The organism is Novosphingobium sp. CCH12-A3, assembly GCF_001556015.1.
Classification (GTDB): Bacteria; Pseudomonadota; Alphaproteobacteria; order Sphingomonadales; family Sphingomonadaceae; genus Novosphingobium; species Novosphingobium subterraneum.
Genome location: NZ_LSIA01000053.1, coordinates 19,477 through 40,339, shown reverse-complemented (window position 1 = coordinate 40,339; position 20,863 = coordinate 19,477). Strand labels below are relative to the sequence as shown.

Annotated in this window: 23 protein-coding genes and 2 riboswitches; of the genes, 11 read left to right on the top strand and 12 right to left on the bottom strand. The window is 62.4% G+C overall.

Annotation, left to right across the window (positions count from 1 at the left end; translation table 11 throughout):
• The coding region (locus AX703_RS28190) for a hypothetical protein (RefSeq protein ID WP_231735359.1) at window positions 1-182 on the bottom strand (182 nt) is incomplete at its 3' end.
• 319 nt (window positions 183-501) lie between these two features.
• Here AX703_RS28190 and AX703_RS03945 point away from each other — a divergent pair.
• Window positions 502-729 carry a hypothetical protein gene (locus AX703_RS03945; RefSeq protein ID WP_156451906.1) on the top strand — a complete coding sequence of 76 codons (228 nt, stop codon included), beginning with the start codon at window positions 502-504 and terminating at the stop codon, window positions 727-729.
• A gap of 21 nt (window positions 730-750) precedes the next feature.
• Here AX703_RS03945 and AX703_RS03940 read toward each other — a convergent pair whose 3' ends face one another.
• The 10 genes from AX703_RS03940 to AX703_RS03895 all read right to left on the bottom strand — a co-directional run bounded on the left by AX703_RS03940 (window position 751) and on the right by AX703_RS03895 (window position 11,334).
• Window positions 751-2,271 carry a sensor histidine kinase gene (locus AX703_RS03940; protein ID WP_062342797.1) on the bottom strand — a complete coding sequence of 507 codons (1,521 nt, stop codon included), beginning with the start codon at window positions 2,269-2,271 and terminating at the stop codon, window positions 751-753.
• A gap of 582 nt (window positions 2,272-2,853) precedes the next feature.
• On the bottom strand, window positions 2,854-3,363 hold the full coding sequence (cobU, locus tag AX703_RS03935) for a bifunctional adenosylcobinamide kinase/adenosylcobinamide-phosphate guanylyltransferase (protein WP_062342794.1): 510 nt from the start codon (window positions 3,361-3,363) through the stop codon (window positions 2,854-2,856).
• On the bottom strand, window positions 3,360-4,820 hold the full coding sequence (locus tag AX703_RS03930; protein WP_062342792.1) for a cobyric acid synthase: 1,461 nt from the start codon (window positions 4,818-4,820) through the stop codon (window positions 3,360-3,362). The genes cobU and AX703_RS03930 overlap by 4 nt, the downstream gene beginning before the upstream one ends.
• The gene (gene cbiB, locus AX703_RS03925) at window positions 4,808-5,743 is read right to left on the bottom strand and encodes an adenosylcobinamide-phosphate synthase CbiB (RefSeq protein ID WP_062342790.1); all 936 of its coding nucleotides are present in this window, start codon (window positions 5,741-5,743) and stop codon (window positions 4,808-4,810) included. Before cbiB ends, AX703_RS03930 begins: the two co-directional genes overlap by 13 nt.
• Complete coding sequence (gene cobD / locus AX703_RS03920; RefSeq protein WP_062342788.1) at window positions 5,736-6,716, bottom strand: threonine-phosphate decarboxylase CobD; 981 nt, start codon at window positions 6,714-6,716, stop codon at window positions 5,736-5,738. The genes cbiB and cobD overlap by 8 nt, the downstream gene beginning before the upstream one ends.
• Window positions 6,713-7,426 carry an adenosylcobinamide-GDP ribazoletransferase gene (locus tag AX703_RS03915; RefSeq protein WP_062342786.1) on the bottom strand — a complete coding sequence of 238 codons (714 nt, stop codon included), beginning with the start codon at window positions 7,424-7,426 and terminating at the stop codon, window positions 6,713-6,715. The genes cobD and AX703_RS03915 overlap by 4 nt, the downstream gene beginning before the upstream one ends.
• Entirely contained in the window at window positions 7,423-8,001 is a 579-nt protein-coding gene (locus tag AX703_RS03910) for a histidine phosphatase family protein (protein ID WP_062342785.1), read from the bottom strand. The genes AX703_RS03915 and AX703_RS03910 overlap by 4 nt, the downstream gene beginning before the upstream one ends.
• A complete protein-coding gene (cobT, locus tag AX703_RS03905; protein WP_062342784.1) occupies window positions 7,998-9,014 on the bottom strand; it encodes a nicotinate-nucleotide--dimethylbenzimidazole phosphoribosyltransferase in 1,017 nt (338 codons plus the stop codon). The genes AX703_RS03910 and cobT overlap by 4 nt, the downstream gene beginning before the upstream one ends.
• A complete protein-coding gene (locus tag AX703_RS03900; RefSeq protein WP_062342783.1) occupies window positions 9,011-9,418 on the bottom strand; it encodes a DUF1636 domain-containing protein in 408 nt (135 codons plus the stop codon). Before AX703_RS03900 ends, cobT begins: the two co-directional genes overlap by 4 nt.
• Window positions 9,418-11,334 carry a TonB-dependent siderophore receptor gene (locus AX703_RS03895; RefSeq protein ID WP_062342782.1) on the bottom strand — a complete coding sequence of 639 codons (1,917 nt, stop codon included), beginning with the start codon at window positions 11,332-11,334 and terminating at the stop codon, window positions 9,418-9,420. Before AX703_RS03895 ends, AX703_RS03900 begins: the two co-directional genes overlap by 1 nt.
• Window positions 11,335-11,536: 202 nt before the next feature.
• Window positions 11,537-11,729: riboswitch (cobalamin riboswitch) on the bottom strand.
• Window positions 11,730-11,787: 58 nt separating this feature from the next.
• Window positions 11,788-11,988, top strand: a riboswitch (cobalamin riboswitch).
• 192 nt (window positions 11,989-12,180) lie between these two features.
• On the opposite strand from AX703_RS03895, the gene AX703_RS03890 reads away from it, so the two are divergent.
• Genes AX703_RS03890 through AX703_RS03880 form a run of 3 tightly spaced genes read left to right on the top strand, consistent with a single transcriptional unit; the run spans window position 12,181 to window position 14,656 of the window.
• Window positions 12,181-12,753 carry a hypothetical protein gene (locus tag AX703_RS03890; RefSeq protein WP_062342781.1) on the top strand — a complete coding sequence of 191 codons (573 nt, stop codon included), beginning with the start codon at window positions 12,181-12,183 and terminating at the stop codon, window positions 12,751-12,753.
• On the top strand, window positions 12,750-13,349 hold the full coding sequence (gene cobO / locus AX703_RS03885; protein ID WP_062342779.1) for a cob(I)yrinic acid a,c-diamide adenosyltransferase: 600 nt from the start codon (window positions 12,750-12,752) through the stop codon (window positions 13,347-13,349). Before AX703_RS03890 ends, cobO begins: the two co-directional genes overlap by 4 nt.
• Window positions 13,346-14,656 (top strand): cobyrinate a,c-diamide synthase, encoded by a 1,311-nt coding sequence (locus tag AX703_RS03880; RefSeq protein WP_062342777.1) that lies wholly within the window; start codon window positions 13,346-13,348, stop codon window positions 14,654-14,656. Before cobO ends, AX703_RS03880 begins: the two co-directional genes overlap by 4 nt.
• Before the next feature lie 143 nt (window positions 14,657-14,799).
• On the opposite strand, the gene AX703_RS03875 is transcribed toward AX703_RS03880, so the two are convergent.
• A complete protein-coding gene (locus tag AX703_RS03875) occupies window positions 14,800-15,297 on the bottom strand; it encodes a hypothetical protein (RefSeq protein ID WP_062342775.1) in 498 nt (165 codons plus the stop codon).
• Window positions 15,298-15,660: 363 nt separating this feature from the next.
• Between AX703_RS03875 and AX703_RS03870 the strand changes: the two genes are divergently transcribed.
• The 7 genes from AX703_RS03870 (at window position 15,661) to AX703_RS28810 (ending at window position 20,860) form a co-directional block, all read left to right on the top strand.
• Window positions 15,661-15,990: a hypothetical protein gene (locus AX703_RS03870; RefSeq protein ID WP_369820985.1), complete on the top strand. Its 330-nt coding sequence runs from the start codon at window positions 15,661-15,663 to the stop codon at window positions 15,988-15,990.
• Window positions 15,991-16,060: 70 nt separating this feature from the next.
• Entirely contained in the window at window positions 16,061-16,345 is a 285-nt protein-coding gene (gene traL / locus AX703_RS03865; protein ID WP_062342770.1) for a type IV conjugative transfer system protein TraL, read from the top strand.
• A gap of 10 nt (window positions 16,346-16,355) precedes the next feature.
• Window positions 16,356-16,928, top strand: a complete 573-nt coding sequence (locus tag AX703_RS03860; protein ID WP_062342768.1) for a type IV conjugative transfer system protein TraE — start codon at window positions 16,356-16,358, stop codon at window positions 16,926-16,928.
• Between the two features lie 110 nt (window positions 16,929-17,038).
• Window positions 17,039-17,722 carry a type-F conjugative transfer system secretin TraK gene (locus AX703_RS03855; protein ID WP_231735358.1) on the top strand — a complete coding sequence of 228 codons (684 nt, stop codon included), beginning with the start codon at window positions 17,039-17,041 and terminating at the stop codon, window positions 17,720-17,722.
• A complete protein-coding gene (locus AX703_RS03850; RefSeq protein WP_062342765.1) occupies window positions 17,722-19,077 on the top strand; it encodes a TrbI/VirB10 family protein in 1,356 nt (451 codons plus the stop codon). The genes AX703_RS03855 and AX703_RS03850 overlap by 1 nt, the downstream gene beginning before the upstream one ends.
• Window positions 19,078-19,091: 14 nt before the next feature.
• Complete coding sequence (locus AX703_RS03845; protein WP_062342763.1) at window positions 19,092-19,997, top strand: DsbC family protein; 906 nt, start codon at window positions 19,092-19,094, stop codon at window positions 19,995-19,997.
• Window positions 19,994-20,860 (top strand): TraV family lipoprotein, encoded by an 867-nt coding sequence (locus AX703_RS28810; protein ID WP_156451905.1) that lies wholly within the window; start codon window positions 19,994-19,996, stop codon window positions 20,858-20,860. Before AX703_RS03845 ends, AX703_RS28810 begins: the two co-directional genes overlap by 4 nt.
• The last annotated feature ends 3 nt before the right edge of the window (window positions 20,861-20,863 follow it).

The window sequence follows — 20,863 nt, the reverse complement described above, 5'->3', positions numbered from 1 at the left end:
ACCCTTCCTCGGACCAATCCGCCTCGAACTACCAGGTTTTTGCGGGTGTCCAGCTTTGGATTTCTGGCATTCTTGGCGGCCAAGGGCAAAAGGCTGGATATCAGTATACGTAAAGTATTGATATGTATGGCTGTTGCAGCAGCATATTGCTGCTGCTCCGCCTCATGTGCATTGATGACCATGCAACCCCCCGGTCCAAGTTCGCGAGCCTTACGAAAACCCGGATTGTCCGCCAAGAGGATATGAGATCTCTTGCCAAAAAGGATGTCTGGCAGCGTCCTGCTGTGGGCACACGGCACTTCTTGCATTCGACAATGATCGATTAGGTGTTTTCGGTCTGCTGCACATTGGCTGCCCAGTGTGCATCATGGATGCTATCGTTCCGCTGACGCTGTTTGTTCGTTTCAACGTGCTGTCCGTGCCGCCGGTCCTTTCCCGCTTGCATTCAATGCCTTGGAGAGGTTCTTTAGCGGTGCATGGCGGGACAAAGAGGTTAGCAAGATGGATTTGGACCTGCCGCCGCCTGCTGAGCGTTGTGATCAGAAATTGATCTCCGGGATCCTGGAAGCGCTCAAGTTCCACGATCCCCGTTTCCGCCGGGCAATTCGGACAAAGATCATTACCTCAGCCATGTCGAGAGCTGCGAAGGGGGCAACCGATGACGCGGCTTACCTCTTCAGCGTGGCAGCGAAGATTGAGGTAGATGGCCCGGTCGCGGGAACGACCTGATCAGAGCCGAGCAGGTTTGTTTCACGATCTGTCGAGCAAATTGCCGAGCGGCAGATCCGCTTCAAAAACGCAGCCTGCAGGCAACAGCTGGTGCGTAACCTTGCCGCCAAGCGAGCCGGCTAACATCCTCGTCAGTGCTTTGGATCCGAAACCCTGCGGGCCGGCCATTTTGATTTCTGGGCCACCAACCTCTCGCCACACAAAATGCAGCGCTTCGCGTTCAGCGGAGATGGACCAGTCAATGTGCACTTCACCACGCTCGTTAGCCAAAGCACCATACTTGCAAGCATTTGTCGCGAGCTCATGGAGTACCATGCCAAAGGCGTGAACAGCGCGAGGGCACAGCTGAAGGGGTGGGCCGTCCATGATCACACGCTCAATCACGCAAGCGGTGAAGATTTCCAGCTGTCTGCGAATGAGTTGGGCGAGATCGCCACCATCGACGGACTTGCCCATCAGCAGATCATGCGATGCCGCGATGCCCTTAAGCCTCAGTGATACAGCTTCTTCGAATTGCTTCACGCTCCCTGCGGACCGAGCGCTTGACTTGACAATCGCGCCGACGACCGAGAGCAGATTCTTCACGCGGTGGTTGGCCTCGTCCAGCACCAGTTTCACCAAGTCTTGCGCTTGCTTGCGCTGCTGGATGTCGGTGATGACCGAGACGAAATGCAGCGGAATACCTTCATCATTGCGGATGAGAGCCACGCTGAGATCGCTCCAGACGAGTGTCCCGTCAGGACGGACGTAACGTTTCTCCAAGGTGTAGGACGGGATTTTCCCATCCATCAGCTGAAGAAGGAGATCAAGGTCGCTACCCAGATCATCGGGATGGGTGATGTCCTGGAAGGTCACCGCTTGCAGTTCGGACTCGGCACGGCCTAGCAGTTTGCACAGATAGCCATTCGCTCGAAGAAATCGGCCATCGACCGAGACATGCGCCACGCCGACATTGGCATGCTCGAAAGTGCCGCGGTACTGTTCTTCGCTCGCTGCCAGTGCCTCCTGAACCTGGCGCATGGCGGTCATATCGATATTGACACCATGCAGGCGCAAGGGTTTGCCCGTGGCATCACATTCAATCCGGCCCCGGTCGTGTACCCAGCGATGCGTACCGTCTGATGGGCGGATGATCCGGAACTGGTGATCGATCGGCGCACCGGTTTCGATCGCCATGCGTGCCATATGCTCTACGTTGACACGGTCATCGGGGTGTATTGCCGATAACCACAGGTCAATCGTGGGCTCGCCTGCGGCTGGGTCGAAGCCGTAAAGCGCAAAGACAGACTGCGACCACCACAACCGGTTTTCTGTGATGTCCATGCGGTAGGCGGCAACGCCGCCCACTTCCTGGGCCAGTTCCATCCAGGCGTGGGCATCGGCAAGCTCAGCTTCTGCCACATGACGACGCTGCGTGTTGCGCATCAGCATTTCGACGACTGGCAATTCTTCGGCCCGAGAAGCGGAACCCATGCCCCTGAGCTTGGCCAGTTCGCGCTGCAGCCTGGCTATCTCATCCTGCAAATCGGAAGCGCTTTTCATCGCAGTGCCCTACAAAAAAGCCAAGCTGCCGTTTCACCGCTCAAACGGGCTGCCAAACAAAATGATGGATCGAGGCTGGTAAAATCCGATGCCTCCACATCTCTTTTAGCATCACAAAATTAGGTGGTCGCCATCTATCCTGGCGGCAATGTTCTAAGAAAAATTGTTCAGTGGAGCCAGTGACAATAATATTCTATATATCAATCATTTAATTGTGCTGTCCGCGCAAAAGCACTTCCTAGCGCAGAAACGCCATGCGCCTAAAAACCTGCACCATTGGGCATGTGTGTGGCTAACGCCTTCTTAACGCATTGTTGCGGCGCCACCCTCAGACGCTCTTTTATTCCGCGCACTGGTGCGCTGCCAGCACTAGCAGAGGAAGACTGTGCGGAATTCTGAGTGGTCCTAAGTTTCGGAGTCCGACGAGATAGGCTTACGTGGTGGGACTCATTCGCTTGAACCAAAGGCAGCTTTGGATGAACTTACGAGATGCCGCGAATGTCCGGGTTGAAAGGCGACAGCGGCATAGTCGGCTGGGATGAAGGACCATAATTCGACTAACTTGAGCATACGTCAGGCGTGTTAACCTTTCAAGCGAAGCGGTAGGCCTGCAGTGACAAGCACAACTTCCCGAGCAACCGCAGCTATTCTCTGATTTAGCCACCCGGCTTCGTCGCGAAACCGGCGAGCGAGAGCATTTTCCGGCACGATGCCCATGCCCACCTCGTTGGCGATCAGGACCAGCGGCACAGTCACCTGCCGAACTGCCTCGGCCAGTTCCTCGCGGGCGACCGCAATCGGGTGATCTTCCAGCATGAGATTGGACAGCCACAGGGTGAGGCAATCTACGAGGATTGCATCGGCGTATCGGGTCGCCTGCCGAATGGCCTGCAGCAGGTCGATCGGCTCTTCAATCGTGGTCCAGCCCGCAACACGATCGGCACGGTGTCGGGAGATCCGGTCAGCCATCTCCTCGTCCTTGGCTTGCGCGGTTGCAATGTAGACACGGCTGCGGCCCTGATCCTCGCAACGTCTTTGCGCATAGGCGCTTTTGCCTGAGCGCGCGCCCCCCAGGACGAGAAGCGAGGTCATCGTCCGTGCTCCTGAGCAATGCGGAGCAGTCCGTCGATATCAAGATAAGCCTCAAGGGCACTGGCAAGATCATCTAGCGCGTCGTCCACCAGCTTGGCATGGTGCAGACCATTTCCTTTCGCCCCAATCCACTGCAGCAGGGCGGTGCGCAAGTGCGGGGCTGCGAGCAGGCCGTGGCAATAGGTTCCAATGACGCGCGCATCTGGACTCCCCGCGCCCTCGTTGCGTTCGTCATCCAGAATGGCAAAGGGCCTCGCACAATCGGCACCGGTCGTGGCGCCCATGTGCATTTCGTACCCCTCGAATCGTGCACCCAAGGCCGTGCCGGAAACCTTGCGAAGGTTCTTGTGCGCGCGCATTTCGGTTCGCACGTTGAGCAAGCCGAGGCCAGGCATACTGCCGCTTGCGCCTTCCAGACCGAGCGGATCGTCTATTTCCTTGCCAAGCATCTGGTAGCCACCGCAAATGCCAAGAACCGCCCCGCCACGCCGATGGTGATGCAGGATGTCAATGTCCCACCCTTGCTCGCGCACAAAGGCGAGGTCCGCCATCGTCGCCTTCGATCCGGGCAGCACAACGAGGTCTGCTGCCAGCGGTATCTGGCTGCCGGGCGGAACCATGACCAGGTCAACTTCAGGCTCGTGGCGAAGGGGATCGAGATCGTCGAAATTGGCGATGCGCGGCAGCATGGGGCACGCGACAATCTTGCGCGAACTGGATACCGGTTGGGCCCGTTCGAGTACCACGGCGTCCTCGGCGGGAAGGCTGGTAACGCACGGAAGCCACGGCACAAGCCCCATGCCGTGCCACCCGGAGAGCCGCTCGATCTCCATATAGCCATCGGCAAAGAGCGCAGGATCGCCGCGGAACTTGTTGACTATGAAGCCGCGGATCATCGCTGCGTCACCGGGCTCAAGCACAGCACGCGTGCCGACGAGCGAGGCGATCACGCCACCACGGTCGATATCGCCAACCAGCACCACAGGCACTTTGGCCGCACGGGCAAAGCCCATGTTGGCAATATCGCCATCGCGCAGGTTGATCTCTGCAGGCGATCCTGCACCTTCCACGACAACTATGCCGCAACGCTCGCGCAACCGTTCCCAGCTTTCCAGAACTTCGGGCAGGAGGTTGCGGCGACCTTCCCGAAAGTTGGCAGCGCCCAGGCTTCCGCGAACTTTGCCGTGTACGACGACTTGCGATTTCCGATCTGCCTCGGGCTTCAACAGAACGGGATTCATGTCGGTGTGAAGCTCGGCACGCGCAGCCAGCGCCTGAAGTGCCTGTGCCCGACCGATTTCGCCACCGTCGGCCGTAACGGCGGCATTGTTGGACATGTTTTGCGGCTTGAACGGCAGCACCATCATGCCCCGATTGGCAAGGGCGCGGCACAGGCCAGCGACCAGCACCGATTTGCCGACATCGGAGCCTGTTCCCTGCAGCATCAGTGCAGCCATGTCATTCCCCCTGCAATAGCCCATCCGAGCAAACATGCTCGGTGATAGACCCGCCGCGCGCGCATCAAGCTGTTAGCGTCGGCCACGCCGCCTTCGCCGATCCATGGCTTGTCAGCCAATGCCCCGTCATAGCTGACCGGCCCCGCCAATCGTACGCGAAGTACGCCCGCCATCGCGGCCTCCGGCCAACCGGCATTGGGCGAGGCGTGGTGGCGGCAATAACGCCACGTTATCCGCCATCCGCTCAACCCGGCGAGGCAGATCAACACAGCGGAGAGACGCGCGGGGACGAAGTTCATCACGTCATCGAGCCGCGCGGCGGCCCAGCCGAAGTGGCGATAGGGCGCCTCCTTGTGGCCGATCAGGCTGTCCGCCGTGTTGATCGCCTTCATTGCCCACAGACCGGGAAGGCCTGCGACAATCAACCAGAACAGCGGCGCGATCACACCGTCGCAGAAACTCTCTGCCAAGCTTTCGATGGCCGCTCTTGCGACCCCTGCCACGTCGAGCGAAGCCGTGTCGCGACCAACGATCATGCCAGCCGCCTTCCGGGCTCCACGTAGATCGCCAGCTTGCAACGACTGCAGCACGGGCAGGAAATGCTGGTCAAGGCTGCGCTGAGCGAGACCGGGCCACGCCAGCATGGCGATCAGGACCCATTTCCATTCTGTCGCCAGCTTCTCGCACAAGGCTGTCAGCAGCAGGCCTGAGCCAGCAGCGAGGGCCAAGAGCAACAGTACGGTCAGAACGCCGCCCGCCTTGCGCGTGCTGTCTGGCAATTCATTGCGGTTCAAGCGTAGCTCGCAGGCCGAGATTGCCCTTGCGAAGAAGCCGACCGGATGGCCGATACGGACATAGAGCCAGTGCGGCCAGCCGATGGCGGCATCGATTATAAGCGCGGTCAGGACAAACGGTTCAGCCAAGCGCCTTGTCCAGCCGGTCAAGCGCTGTCTGGTCGGCAGGCAGGCCGATGCGCAGCAGGTGGGGCCAATCGGAGAAGGGCCGCGTGAGAATACGTTGAGCGGCGAGGCGTTCGAACAGGGCCGGTGCGCTTGGCGTATCGATCAGGCGGAACAACGGGCATTGGCCCTCGGGCGCAAGACCGTGCTTCAACAGCACTTTGTCGAGCCGGGCCGAGACTAGCGGCAAAGCGTTTCGGGTCCGCGCGATCCACGCATGATTGGCATAGGCAGCACGGCCCAGGGCGAGGGCGGCGGAATGGAGGGGCCAATCGCCGAGAAGCATGCGCAAAGCGTCCAGTATTTTTGGGGGAGCAATAACGAAACCGAGCCGAAGCCCGGCAAGTCCGAAGAATTTTCCCAGCGAGCGCAGCACGATCAGTCTGCGTCCCTCTTGCACGGCATCGGCAACGCTGAGGGTGGGGTCACAATCGGCGAAGGCTTCATCGACAATCAGCCAGCTGCCGTGCCGCTCCTGATGATCGAGCATGGCCAGCAGGCTTGTGCGCGATTGCACCGTACCATCGGGATTGTTGGGGTTTCCCACGACCAGCGCTGTCGAGCGAGCCGGGAGGGTAGCGAGTTGGGTGAGGTTCTCACTACGACTGAAAGCCGCGCGATAGGTGCCATAGCAGGGGGCACGATGCAGGCCGCGCAATCCGATCAACTGCGCAAGCAGGCGCAGGGCCATTTCGCTGCCCGGAACCGCAACGCAGATTGCTTCGTCGCAGCCGAAATGGCGCGCGGCAGCTGCCTCGAGCGCTGCCAGCGCGTCGGGTTCAGGCAGGCGCTGCCACTCCACGGTGAGGTCGGCAGGAGGCGTCCAGCCATTGGGGTTGATGCCGGTCGAAAGGTCGAGCCAGTCTTCGGGCGCACCGCCGAACCGTGCGCAAGCCTGCGCCAGTTGCCCGCCATGGCGGGGGAAGGACGTTGTCATTGCGCTACGACCTGGGCGAGCAAGGCGCATGTCTCGACCAGTTCGATGCCTGCGCCATGACCGTCGCCGGAAATGCCGCCGATGCGTTTGCGCAGCCACCACGGCCAGACTGCGAGCGCGGGTAGAGAGGCGAGCAGCGCAGGGTCGACGGCGAGCGCGCCGATGCTCCAAGCCAGCAGCCACACGATCAAAACCGGCGCATTCGCGCCTTTGCGGAAGAGGGTGCCAAAGCCCTCATGCAAGGGCGAAAGGAATCGTGCCCACGCCAGTGGGCCGATCCGCGCCAGCACTGGAACGAGCACGAGCGCGGCATAGGATCCTGTCAGGATTGTCAGCCACACCAGCACAAGCTTTGCCAGCATTTGCAGGGCGATGGACGTCGCTCCGAAGCTGCCGACATGCGGATCGGCCAGCACGACACTCAGGTGTTCCGGCGTGCGGTGCATGGCGCCGGCTGCATCGGCAATATCGGCCAGTCCGTCGAGGTGCAGCGCGCCAGTAACCCCCACCCATGCCGTCAACGCCAGCAATGCGCCAAGAGCCGGGTCGTGTTGCGACCCCAGCCAGCCAGCGCCGGCAACGCAAAAACCCACAAGAGCTCCACACAGCGGGAACCAGCGGATAGCATTGGCAAAATCCGCCTCCGTCGCATCCATCGCGGGAACGGGCAGTCGTGTCATGAACTGCACGGCAAGAATCATGGCCCTCATCGCAGGTTTTCGGTGCGGAGGCGGATGATCTGCCCGGACAGGGCGGCACCCGGCCAGATGCGCAGGGAGAGCAGCGCGCCGTAAGGCAGATCGACGGCCCAGACCTGCCTGAAATCCAGCCCGGTGAGCACCGATACCGCTGCCCGCATTGCGCCGCCATGCGTGACGATCAGCGCGTTGTCGGGAAGCTCGGCAATGGCATCGGCCACGCGGGCCCGCAGGGATGACCAGTTCTCGCCGCGGGGAGGGGGACACGTGTCGGGATCGTCCCAAAAACGGGCGAGGGCTTCGGCCGGGACCCATTCCGGTGAAAGCCCGTCCCAATCGCCAAAATCCAGTTCGCGCCAGCGCGCGTCGCACGCAACGCCAACGCCTCTTGCGACTGCCAGCGCCTGCGCGCCAGCGCTGGCGCGCTGCAGGTCTGAACTGATCACGCAGGCGATGGCAAGGCTCTCGGGCACTGCTCCGGCAAGGCCGCCTGCGGGGTCGGCGCAGGGCTCGTCGCGATGACCCAGCAGCAGGCCGGTGCGCAGGGGCGGCCCGTGTCGCACGAGGTGGATCGTCCGGCTGTTCACAGCGCCTGTGCCACGGCAGCTTGCGCGAAAGTTGCCATGCCATTGTGGGCGGCAAGCGCGGCGCGCACGATCGGTACAGCCAACGCGGCGCCGGATCCTTCGCCCAGCCGCAGGCCAAGGTTGAGGATTGGATCGAGCGCGAGGTCTCGCAGCAGGCGGGCGTGAGCCTGTTCGGCGGAACAGTGAGCGGCAAGGCAATGCGCGGTAAAGTCCTCATGGCCTGCCGCCAGCGGCGCAATGGCGGCGCAGCAGATGAACCCGTCGAGCAGGACCGGCACGCGTAGCAATCGCGCCGCCAGTATTGCGCCAGCCATGGCTGCAATTTCGCGCCCACCGAGGCGGCGCAGCGTTTCGAACGGGGTCGAGCAGGCCTGTCCATGCAGGGCGGACGCAGCTTCGACTATCGCCGCCTTGCGGGTTACCCCTTCGGTGTCAACGCCGCTGCCGCGCCCGCACCAGTCCTGAGCGCGGCCGCCGAAAGCTTGCAGGGCCAACGCCGCTGCAGGCGTGGTGTTGGCGATGCCCATCTCGCCCACCAGCAACAGTTGCGTGTCCGGCAGAACAGAGGCAGCACCGGCATTGAGCGCGGCGAGGCAGTCGTCTCTCGTCAACGCGGCTTCGCGAGAGATATCGCCGGTCGGAAGGTCAAGATCGAGTGCGATGACCGACAGATCAGCGCCGCATGCGCGGGTCAACTGGTTGATAGCCGCCCCGCCATTGCGGAAGTTGGCGACCATCTGCGCGGTCACTTCCGGGGAAAAGGCACTGACTCCCTGCGCCGCCACGCCGTGATTTCCGGCAAAGACCACCGCCTGCACTCGGTCGATAGATGGCTGTGCCTTGCCTTGCCAGGCGGCCATGAATACGGCGATCTCTTCCAACCGGCCCAGCGATCCGGCAGGTTTGGTCAGACTCTCCTGCCGTTCTCGCGCTTGTGCGCTGGCCTGCGCGTCGGGGGCGGGCAACGCAGTGAGTGCAAAGGCGAAGGCTGCCTCATCGGTGAAGCAGATCATGCGCAGACGAAGCCTTCCGGCGGGGTACGGGCAATGAACTGTCCCTTCACGCCTTCGGGCCATTGGCCATAGGGCACTACGCCTTCCGCGCTTTGCGCATGGAGAGTGGCGTATTCGAGAATAGCGCGGGCCGCCTCCTCGGTGGGGGTGAACCTACCCAGGACGTAGCCGATCTTGCCCGATGCGCGCAGATGCACGGTGCAATGCTGCTGGCAGGCGAAGAGGCATGCAGTCTCCTGCACCGCCACTGCGGACAGTGCGGGATCGGCCTGTTGGAGACTGCGCATTGCTTGGGCAAGCAGGGCACCGCCCCGCTGGCCTTCTGCATCCTCACGCTGATCGGCAGAAAGGCGGCAGGTTGAGCAGACGACCACCGCTGGGCCGGGTTCGATCGCGCGCAGCATCAGAACCGGCTCCTCAGACCAAGGTAGACCGTACGCCCGAGGGCACCATAGCCGCCCGCTGTCTCGTAGCGCTTGTCCATGATGTTCTCAGCGCGGGCATTGATGGTCAGCCCTTCGGCAACCCGCCACGCGGCGCGAAGATCGACCAGCCAATAGGCTGGCAGCTCGGTGCTGCTGCCGGCCCGGTCGAAAGTCTCGCCCGAATAGCGGGCGGCCACACTGGCGCGCAGGCCCTTCGGCAGGTCCACCCCGCTTTCCAGATTGGCAAGATGGCGCGGCACGCGGGCAAGCTGACGGCCGATATCAGTGCTGCTGGGCGAACGGTCCTCCGCTTCGATCCAGCTGTAGTTTGCTGTCGCAAAGAGCACGCCAAGCTGCGCGCTGCCGGCCAGCTCCAGCCCCTTGGCGTGGGCCTTGCGCACGTTGGCGTAGTAGCCGAAGCGTGTGGTTGTCGTGCCGGGGATATAGCACGCGGCGGGCAAGGTGCCGGTGGTCGGACAGAAGGCGAAGTCGATCAGATTTTCGGTTTCCCGCTCGAACCAGGTCGCCGAAGCGTGGAAAACTTCGCCGAGTGACTGTTCGGCGCCGACCGACCAACCCTTGGCCTGCTCCGGTTGCAACACGGCAGAACCGTAAATGCTGAACAGCTGGTAGAGCGAAGGAGCCTTGAAGCCTTCATCATAGCTGGCGCGCAGCACAGTCTGCCCGGCGTTAGGCGTGTAGACTGCGCCTCCGGTAAGAACTGTGTTGCCGCCGAAGCGGGATTGGTCGTCGTGGCGCACACCGCCGTTCAGCGTCAGGCCGATGAGCGGGGTGAGGCGCAACTCGCCGTAGACGCTGTTCGTATCGGCGCTTTGCGGGACGAGGGCGTAATCGGCGGTATTGTTGCCGGGTGAGGCGCTGGTCATGCGCTGCTCCTCGCGTTCAGCCCCGAATTTGGCGCTGAGACCTTCTGCAAGCTTCAAGTTGCCTTGATATTCGAAACGGCGCACGCGGCCATGCGCATCGAAGTTCAAGGACCGGATCGAGCGCGCCGGATCGTAGTTCTCGCGGTCCGTTTCGGTCTGCAGCACGGCAATGCGGTTGGTGAGGCGCCCATCGAACAGGGCCAGATTGACACCTGCATAACCGGTCCATTCGGTGGTCAGGCCATAGGTACGCGCGTCCCCCGAGCTGCCATCGAATTCGTTGCGCGCATCGGCCAAATAGCCGCGCAAGTCGACCGACAGGTTTGGCGTGAGCTTGAGCGTGGCTGTGCCGCTGGCGGAAACGCGGCGGTAGCCATCGTCCTCCGTGCCGTTGCTGCGTGCGGAGATGCCATCGGTGGTGAAGGCGGAGCCCGCCACGCGCCAGTCGAGCAATGATCCGGCCCCGCCAATGCCAGCCTGGGCGTTGACCGTGGAGTGGGTGCCGGCTTCGACCGCCACGCTCCCTTCCAGCGGCTGTTCCGCGCGTCGCGTCAGTACGCTGACCACGCCGCCGATGGCATCGCTTCCCCACAGGATCGATTGCGGCCCGCGCAGGATTTCCACGCGCTCGATGTCGTCGATCAGCAGGTTGGAGAACGAATAGCCGCCGCCGGTGGCCGACGGATCGGAAATGCGCACACCGTCGATCACCATCACGGTCTGCGAGGAATCGGCGCCGCGGATGCGTAGCGATGTGGCGGTGCCAAAGCCACCATTGCGCGAAAGGCTGACGCCTGGCGTGCGCAGCATTAGATCGGTGAGCGCGATCGGCTGCTGGGCGCGGATCGCCGTTTCGTCAAGCACGGTTACGGTGGCAGAGACTGCGCTCTGCTCGACCGGGCTGCGCAAGGCAGTAACGACGATTGAAGGATCAGGCGCGTCCTCGGCTAAAGCGGGCGAGGCGAGTAGCGTGGCAAGCGAAACAACAGGAATATGGGCAGGACGCATGGTGCGGCTCCCTTCGGTACGAACGGCATGGACCTGCCGCTCAGACACGCGAAGGAAGCACGCGCCGGCATATGCACCGCAAGGCGCAACACGGCATCGCTTCCCGCACGGGGCTTCCCGGCAGGCAATGGCTGTCGTTGCGCGAGGGGTGTGCCGCCTTTGCAAGCCGGCAACCTCGAACGTCCGGTGCACCCTGCCCGAACGAAGAACGACCGCAACAGGCAGGTCTCCTGGCTCGCGGGTCAATGCCGGTCCGGCCGCCTTCTCAGGACGGTGAGGTCCCAATGGCGTAATTGGCCGGTCGGCTCGCCGCTTACAGTTGCAGGGGCAGCCGGAGTTTTACACCCCGTTCCCTTTTGATCCCCTCTCGGGGAACCTGTCGCGGCGGTGCAGGTAGCGACATGTTTTTGCTGCTGCAAGTGCGAATACTTGCGCAGATCAATTGCTTGGCTTATCCAGTCTTTCGCAACGGGTGCCCGAAAGGGCTTAATCGGGAAGTCCGGGCGGTGGTCGCAAGCCACCCAATCCGGCACTGCTCCCGCAACTGTAACCGGTAGCGCATCGCCATCATGCCATTGGGTTTCGGCCCGAGAAGGCGGCGAAAGGCGCGACGATCCGGAAGTCAGGAAACCGGCCTGTTGCGGTCGTTTCTCTGCGCGGGCGGGATGTACCGGGCGGACGAAGGCACACCCTTCGCGGACGACACTGTTGTGCGTTCTTGTCGGAGGGAGATCCGTGATGACCAGCACCTGAGATCCAGCCAGACGTGCGCGTCCGCACGTCTTGCCGATCCTGCGCATCACGCATGCGCACAATCAATTCATACCTGTTCACAGGAGGCCAATCATGGTCCGTATTTCGCGTCCTGATCTCGCGATGTTTGGCGCGCTTGCGATCGTCATGCTCGTAACCCGCACCCATTCGCTCAGCAATGTCATGCACCTGCCTGACACCAGCCTTGCCAGTTTCTTCGTCGGCGGTTTCTTCCTGCGCCGCGCGACTGCTTTTGCAGGGCTCTTCCTGCTCGCCTTTGCCATCGACGTGACAGTGATCGGCTGGTTCGGCCAGTCCAGCTTCTGCTTCACCCCTGCCTACTGGATGCTCGTTCCGGCCTACGGCACGATGTGGCTGGCCGGGCGCGCGGGCGCGGACAAGCTGGGCACCGAACCGTCATCACTGCTGGGGCTGCTGGCGCTGGTCAGCGTTGCCACGCTGGTTTCCGAGCTGTTCTCCAGTGGCGGATTCTACTTCCTCGGTGGCCGTTTTACCGATCCGACCGTCGCAGGCTTTATGCCCCGCCTCGCTCGCTATTTCCCACCGACCCTTGCGGCCACTCTGCTGTGGACCGCAACTGCAGCAGGCATCTATGCCTTGCTGGTCGCCGCGCGCCCCTCGCTTGCCTCACGAGCAGAGCAATGAGCGAAACCCCAGAGGCGCACCGCGAGCGCGCCCGCAAGCACAAGGCGGTGGTCGATGCCAAGATCGCCGCCGCCACGCGCGACAAAGGCCTGCTGCTGGTTCTCACCGGCAACGGCAAGGGCAAGTCCTCCAGCGCCTTTGGCATGGTGGCGCGGACGCTCGGCTACGGTCGCAAAGCGGCGGTGTTCCAGTTCATCAAGGGTGCGGAAAACGTCGGTGAACGCGCCTTCTTCGCCTCGCACCCCGATGTGATCTGGGAGAAGTGCGGCGAGGGTTTCACTTGGGAAACGCAGGATCGGACACGTGACATTGCCGCTGCGAGGGCGGGCTGGGAAAAGGCCAAAGCTGCGCTGGCCGAACCTGACATCAGCCTCGTCGTGCTCGATGAATTGACCTACCTCATCACCTACCGCTATCTCGCGCTCGATGAGATCATGCCCGCGATCGAGGCGCGACCGGCGATGCAGCACGTGGTCATCACCGGTCGTGCCGCAGACGATGCGCTGATTGCCGCCGCCGACGCCGTGAGCGCGATCCGCGACGTGAAGCATGCCTTCCGTGACGGCGTGCGCGCCCAAGAAGGGATCGATCGGTGACGACCGCATCTTGCCGAGCGTTGCTGGTCAGCGCGCCGGCTTCGGGGCAGGGCAAGACGACGGTCACGGCCGCTCTTGCCCGCCGCCACGTGCAGGCAGGGCGGCGGGTCCGCGTGTTCAAATTCGGCCCTGACTTCCTGGATCCGATGATCCTCGAACGCGCCTGCGGTGCACCGGTCTACCAGCTGGATCTCTTCATGGTGGGCGAGGCGCAATGTCGCCGTCTGTTGCATGAGGCTGCCCGCGAAGCAGACCTGATCCTTGTCGAAGGCGTCATGGGCTTGTTTGATGGCGATCCTTCCGCTGCGGACTTGGCCGTACGCTTTGGCCTGCCGGTGCTGGCGGTCATCGACGGTAGCGCCATGGCACAGACCTTCGGAGCGCTGGCGCATGGTCTTGCCACTTATCGCGATGACATCCGCGTGGTTGCAGCGCTGGCCAATCGCGTTGGCAGCGAGCGCCACGCCGCGATGCTGCGCGAAAGCCTACCGCCGGGAATGCGCTGGCTCGGTTCCATGCCCCCAAGCCCGGATGTGGCCTTGCCCGAACGGCACCTTGGTCTGGTACAGGCGGGAGAAGTGGGCGATATCGACTGCCGGATCGATGCAGCCGCAGCTTGCCTTGGTGATGATGCTCTATGGCTGCCTGAACCGGTGGCCTTCGCCACGGAGGTGACAGCGAGCGTGCCACCGCTGCTGGCGGGCTTGCGCATCGCCATAGCCCGCGCTGGGGCTTTTGCCTTCATCTATCCCGCCAATGTCGCGTGCCTTGAAGAGATGGGCGCGCAGGTGCTGTTCTTCTCGCCCATGGCCGATCAATCTCTTCCTGAATGTGATGCGCTATGGCTTCCAGGCGGCTATCCCGAACTTCATCTTGCAGAACTGTCGCAAAACCATTCGATGATTGCCGCGATCCGTGCGCATCATCGGGCGGGCAAACCGATTTTGGCGGAATGCGGCGGTATGCTTTACTGCCTTGATGAGCTCGATGACGGTAAAGGTCACAGCGCGCCGATGCTGAAGCTGATGCCTGGTAAGGGTATCATGCAAGGCCGTCTTGCGGCCCTCGGCTTGCAATCCGTCGAGTTGAATGGCGGCATATTGCGAGGCCACACGTTCCACTATTCTCGGCTCGAAACGACGGTCCGGCGCTATTGCGGCGCACAAGGCACGAAGGGCGCTGAGGGGGAAGCAATCTACCACTGTGGCAGCCTCTGGGCCAGTTACGTACACCTCTATTTTCAGTCCGCCATGTCGGCCGCCGCTTCAATCTTCCGGCCTCGCACAGCCGACGCGACCGGGTCGTGAACTGATTAACAGATGGCAGGAGCTGATGAAGCCATCATCAGCCTCGAACGTCCGCTGTCAAGGCGGGACCGGCTTTACTGGCGCTTTCGCAGATGCCTGGAACCTGGCGATGGTGCATTACCGAACACATCCTCCGGACTGACTCAGCTCAACAACGTCCGGTTTGCCTCCAAAACGCGTTCCTGATGTGTCAGCAACATCTCATAGGCTCTGCCCAAGGCGGTATGGATGATCGCCGGCCTCAGATTGACCTGGATTGCACCTCGTCTTGCCAACGCTGCTTCGCAGTACAAACCTTTCAGTGCTTCTGCTGCCAGGAATACCGCCTGATCGTGATAGGCCGCCTCATTTTTGAGCATGGACACGGCAATAGTCGCTCGAGTGTGGTCTATCCCCAATTCCTCGAAAAGCCGATCGCGAAGCTCTTCGCCTAGAAACGCCCCCTGCCGAAGGACCTTGTGTAGCTTGGACCGCAGCAGTCCGAGCTTGTCTGCCATATGCGCCAAGGGAATGGACTGGCGGGCGAGTTCACCATTGATCAGACGCTTGTATCTGCATTGCTCTGTTGCGGCACCGTTTGCATTCCTTTGGGCAAAAATCGGATTGAAGACCGTCTCCGGCGTGATTGCCCCATGCAGCATCGAAGTTCCCCTTTCACCGCATGGCATCACATCGGGGCTTTAACGGTCAACATTATAATCGACCTATCTCTCTGAAATGAATGCCAAACCCTTCCGCGCGGTGCGCGCAAAGCGCGACTCGCCCCTTGGCAAAGTGGTGCCAGGAAACGGGATCAGCATCGTCCGAAGTTGGTCCTACGATCCCCGATCTCGGGAATCCTATTCCCCACAGCCGCAATCACAGTCCCAAAGTCGCGCAATGCCGCACGCAGCGCGTCCCCACTCCATGGAATTCTCCTGCCAGCCAGCGTTTAGCCCATTGCCTCAAGGCCACAGCGGTCGCTCCCTGAAGCCACCCGCAGAAAACGCGGCGACCTTTCACGAATGGAGCCAGGACCAATGACAAGCAGTTGGAAAGGAAGGGGCAAAGCCCTTTTTCAGGGCGCGGCGATTTTAGCCATTGCCGCAGGTCTCGGAAGCGAGATGGCAATGGCTGGCACAGACCAGACTTTCAGCACCGCGCTGACAAAGTTCACCGGCTTCCTTCAAGGCTCGGGCGGCAAGATCATTACAGTCCTCAGCCTTGCTGGCGGGGTCGTCGGCCTCGCCGCCGGGCGTTTCAGCCTCGCACAGATCGCGATACCTGTCGGCGTGGGCGTCGGCGTGGGCACCGGCGTGCCGATCGTGACCGCCGCGATCACCGCGACGATCTGAACTTTGATCGGCTGTAGCTCACCAATCCCTCGGGACGTGACAGCTACAGCCGGAGGGTGGCGGCGTGACCATGCAGAGATACATCGTGCCTCAGCACCTAGACGATCCGGAACTGATCGGATTTTGGACTCTCGACGAGTTCCTTGGCCTGATCGTGCCGTTCGCCTGGGGGATCTTGTCCCAACATATTCTGATCGGGCTCATGATGAGCGTGCTGGCCTGGTGGGGATTGCGCAAGTTGAAGGCAGGAAGGGCGGTGTCCTGGATTGTGCACACGGCCTACTGGCATCTGCCGGGCGCCTTTTTCGGCCTTAAGGCAACGCCACCCTCCCATATTCGCATCATGGCAGGATGAGGCAGCGACCATGGACCTGGCGATCACATACCAGCAATCGCAGCGCCTGCTCAAGCAGCGCAACCTGCTTGCCGCGAGCTCGCTCGGCCTTTCCGCAGCGACGTTACTGCTAGCCTTTACGGCAGCGGGACAAAACCGCGAGATCGTCCTCCAGCCCGTGCTGTCGCGTCCGCTGACAATCACTTCGGGCGAAGTCAGTCGCGATTATCTCGAACTGGTGACGCGTGACGCGGCCTTGCTGATGCTCAATCGCTCGCCTTCCAATCTGCAATACTGGATGGAAGCGGTGCTCGCGCTGACCGATCCCAAAGCTCACGGCCGGATGAAGGCGGAGCTGCTCAAAGTCGTGACAGACCAGAGCGGATCGAGCGTGTCGCAATACTTCACGATGGAGAAGCTCACGGTCGATCCCGCGAGCCTCACCAGCGAGGTCAATGGCACCTTGCACACCGTCATCGGCTCCAAGGAAGTAGGCGCAGAGGCACGGACGTTCCGGTTCGTGTGGAACTACAGCGGGGTGTCGCTGCGCCTCCTTGCATTCGGCCAGGTGCAACCCGGCCAGAAGCAAGGCGAGGAAGCATGATGCACGGGCCTGCCATTTGGCCCACTGTGTCCATAGGCTTGGGGCGGCTGCTGCGGTCCAACGGAGCTGTTGGTGCACATTTGTCGGCGGTTCTATCGGTCGGCGCGTGCATGGCAGCGAACCCGGCCCTTGCCGACCAGTCCGTGCTTGCAGCAGACAATGGCACGGTTGGATGTGTCGCTTCGGCCAGGGACCTCACGCGGATCAGTCTTGCCGGTGACCAGTTCGCCTCCGTGTCGAAGATCTCCACCGGGAATGCCGAAGACGACTTCAAGATCGTCAACGAACCCACGCGTGGCGACATCTACCTCTCCGTTCCCGACGGCTATGGGAAGTCAAAGCTTTCGTTCTTCGGCACCACTCGCAAGGGTTACGTCTACAAGTTCGTCTGCGAGGTGAGGGGTGAGGAGGCCGAACAGCTCTTCGTCACCAATAGCGCGATCCAGGCGCAAGACGAACGACAAGCCTTGCGGCCCACATCTCCCGAGGAGACAGCGACACGGCTTGTCCAGGCGATGTACCGCAGCGAGGCGATCGCAGGCTTCGAGCAGGTCGCGGAAGTGCTGGCGCCCGTGCGGATCGGCAAACTCGAAGTGCAGCAGATCGGGCAATACCAGGGAGAGGACTTGCGTGGTCTTATTCTGCGCGTCCGCAACACGGCGCGCGGGCCGATCAAGCTCGACGAGCAGGTCCTCTCGGCCCGCGGCGCCGTGGCCTTCATGGCACCGGTCGGCGAGCTCGCACCGAACGCCGTTTCAGCCGTCTACCTCATCCAGAAAGCGGGAGCACGATAATGAAGCTCGCCGAGATCTTTCGAAAGAAGCAGCGCGCGCTCGATGCCGGCGCAACTGTCAATACACTGCACGGCGATGTCTCCCCCCTGGGCGATGCCAATGCCATAAACGAGGCGGAGCGCCGCAAGCAAAGCATACGCTTTGCCGGTGTCGGCGTGTTCGCGCTGGTGGCAGGATCGCTCTACATCTTCTCGGGTGATGATGCCGCAGATGGCGGCTCGCCGGATGCATTGGCCTCCGGTGTCTCGGTCGACGAGATGGTCAACACCAACATGGCCGAGAAGGAATGGCGGGCGCAATCCGAGGCGCAGATTGCCGGGATCGAGACAGAACTGCGCACGCTTGGTGCGCGCGCCGAGCGCGCAGACCAGCTCGAACAACAACTGTCCGGTTCGGCAGCGGAAAGTGGCGGTGCTGTTTCAGCGGACACGCAGCGGATCCTTTCCGCCTACCAGGCAGAGAACGACCAGCTACGCGCGGCGCTCGATGCGGCCCGCCAGTCGCCCGTACCTGCGCCGGCAGCTCCTGGAAACCTGTACGGGCCTGACGCTTCCTCGTTTACCCAGAGTGGGACGACGCCAGCGGGCGAAGCGGCGGCCGCAGCCGCCGGGTTCGGCTCGCTGCGCAAGAGCGAGGTCAGCCTGATTTCATTCGGAGAAGGCGCCGCAGGGACGGGATCTCCAGTGCCCAAGGGCAACACCGTCTACACTGACAGTGCCAACTATCTGCCGCCAAATTCGATCGCAGTCGCACGGGTCATCGTCGGAGTTGATGCCAACGCCGGAGTGCGCAGCGAGACCGATCCGCTCCCGGTTGTCCTGCGGATCACCGGCCCAGCGCGCTCGGTCTATGACAGGGGGCGCCTCCTCAAGACGGAGATCAGCGGCTGCCTGGTCAACGGCGCGGCGCGCGGCGACCTCTCCTCGGAAAAGGTCTATGTCAAACTCCAGCGCATGACCTGCCCGCAGAAGGGCGGTCGCTATGCGGTGTCGGACGTCAAGGGCTTCATCGCGTTCGGCGGCAAGACCGGCGTGCGCGGCCGCGTGGTGAGCCGCGAAGGTGCGCTCGTCGGCCAGGCCTTCTTGGCAGGCCTCGCCGGAGGCTTTGGCCGAGGCTTTGCCGCCAACAGCAGCTCATTGCTCACCGGCAGCACGGTCAATGTCAATGGCGAGCGGCAGAAGCTCGGCACTGGAGACATCCTGCAGGGTGGGATCGGCGAGGGCGTCGCGACTTCGGGCGACATGGTCTCGAAGTACCTGATCGAGCGGGCCGAGCAGTACCAGCCCGTGATCGAGATGCCGACCGGCATCGATGTCGAAATCGTGTTTCTCGAAGGCGTGTTCATCCAGGGCTGAGGAGGCCGCATCCCATGTTCGCAGACGCCACGACCAGTATTGCGCGCACCAAGATCGCAGCGCAAACGGCCAGAATCCTGTTGCCGCTCACCGCAATCCTTGTCGGCAGTGGCACTTCGCTGGTCTGGGCCGAGGCTGGCTCGCCGGGCCCAGGGCAGACCGCCGACATTGAGACGCGGGTCAGGCATGCACTAGGAAAACGCCTGCCGCGTACGCCCCTGACCAAGGTCAACTGCACTCTGGCCGATGGTCTTTGCGAAGTGACCGCAGGATCGCAGCTGTTCTATGTCGATCGCTCTGGCCGATATCTGCTGGTCGGCCGGGTCTACGACATGGAAACGCGCCGGGACCTGACGGCAGCACGGTTACTGGAAGTGAACCCGGATCTCCTGCTCGGGGCCGCCGCCACCAAGGGCAGCGGGCATGATGCCGACTTGGCATCCGACGACACCAATCCCGAACGCGGCGACCCCACTCAGGCCGCGAGCGGGGCGCCCCGGACAATGTCCCTTGCCGGACTGCCCGCCGCTGGCGGCATTGTCTGGGGCAACCCTGCAGGCCCGACCGTCACTGTCTTCAGCGATTTCCGCTGTGGCTACTGCCGCGCCCTTTCGCAGACGCTCGAAGCCATGAGCGTACGGGTCATTGAGCGGCCCATCTCGATTCTTGGCAGCCGAGCGCTCGCGAACCAGGTGTTCTGCGCTCGCGATCGGGCCCGGGCGATCAAGGCCGCCTATGCCGGAATGGCGATCGAGCGGGCCAAGCCCTGCGATACCTCGGCGCTCGATGCAAATGAGCGCTTCGCACGGGAACAGGGCATCGCCGGAACCCCCGTCCTGGTTCGCAGCGATGGTGCGGTGATCGAGGGTGTCCGCTCACGGGCGTTTCTCGAGAACTGGATCAAGGGAGGCCGATCATGAGCCTCCCATGGCGCACGCTCTGTGCGTTCCAGTCCGTTGCCCGTACCCGCGCAGTCATGGTCCTGCTATCCAGCGCAGCGCTGTCGTCCTGCGGCGTGCTGCTTGGCGATAACGTCAAGGGGAGCTTCGTCTGCAGCGCACCAGGCGGGACTTGCGCGCCATCCACGTTGATTGATGACCAGGCGCTGGCCTTGATCCAAAGTGCCCGGCCCGAGCCTCTTGGGTCACACAGTCCGGTCATCGTGAGAAGAGCCGAGGCGAGGGCGGGAGCGTTTCCGTCGGCACGAAGCCGTTCGGCGTCAGGTCGGTCTGCAGGGGCGGCTCGTGTAAGCGATAACCTGTTCCACCGTGATGCCCGGACCTTGCGCCTGGTCTTCCCCGCCTATGTCGATGATGCAGGCAACCTGCATGAAGCCCGCGTAGTCCACACCGTTGTCGATCGGGGCGGCTGGATCGAACTGACCGACGGTTCTCTGGCGCCCGTAGCCGGAACGGACCCGAGCCAGGGTGAGGCCTTACCCGCCACTCCAGCACCAGACCCGTCAGAAGCATCCATATCGGACGAATCTCTCACGGCGCCGACGGTGGGCAAGAGCGGAGGACCAGCGAGCCAACACTCCGCGCCGCCGATCAGCCGTCTCACGATCGATGCTATCCGGGCCCAAGTTGCGGAACGCCTCTCGGCAACCGCGAAGCCGGTTCAACCCAAAGTGCAGGTACAAGCAGCGGCATCGCCTCAAGGGGCCACACCGAAGTCTGCGGCGGAACACACGTCAGAAACTGCCTCGCCTCGCCCTGCGACGTCCGGGATGCCCTCAGCCGCAAATCCGCCTGCAACTTTCTCAGCGCCCGGAGAGGATTGATCG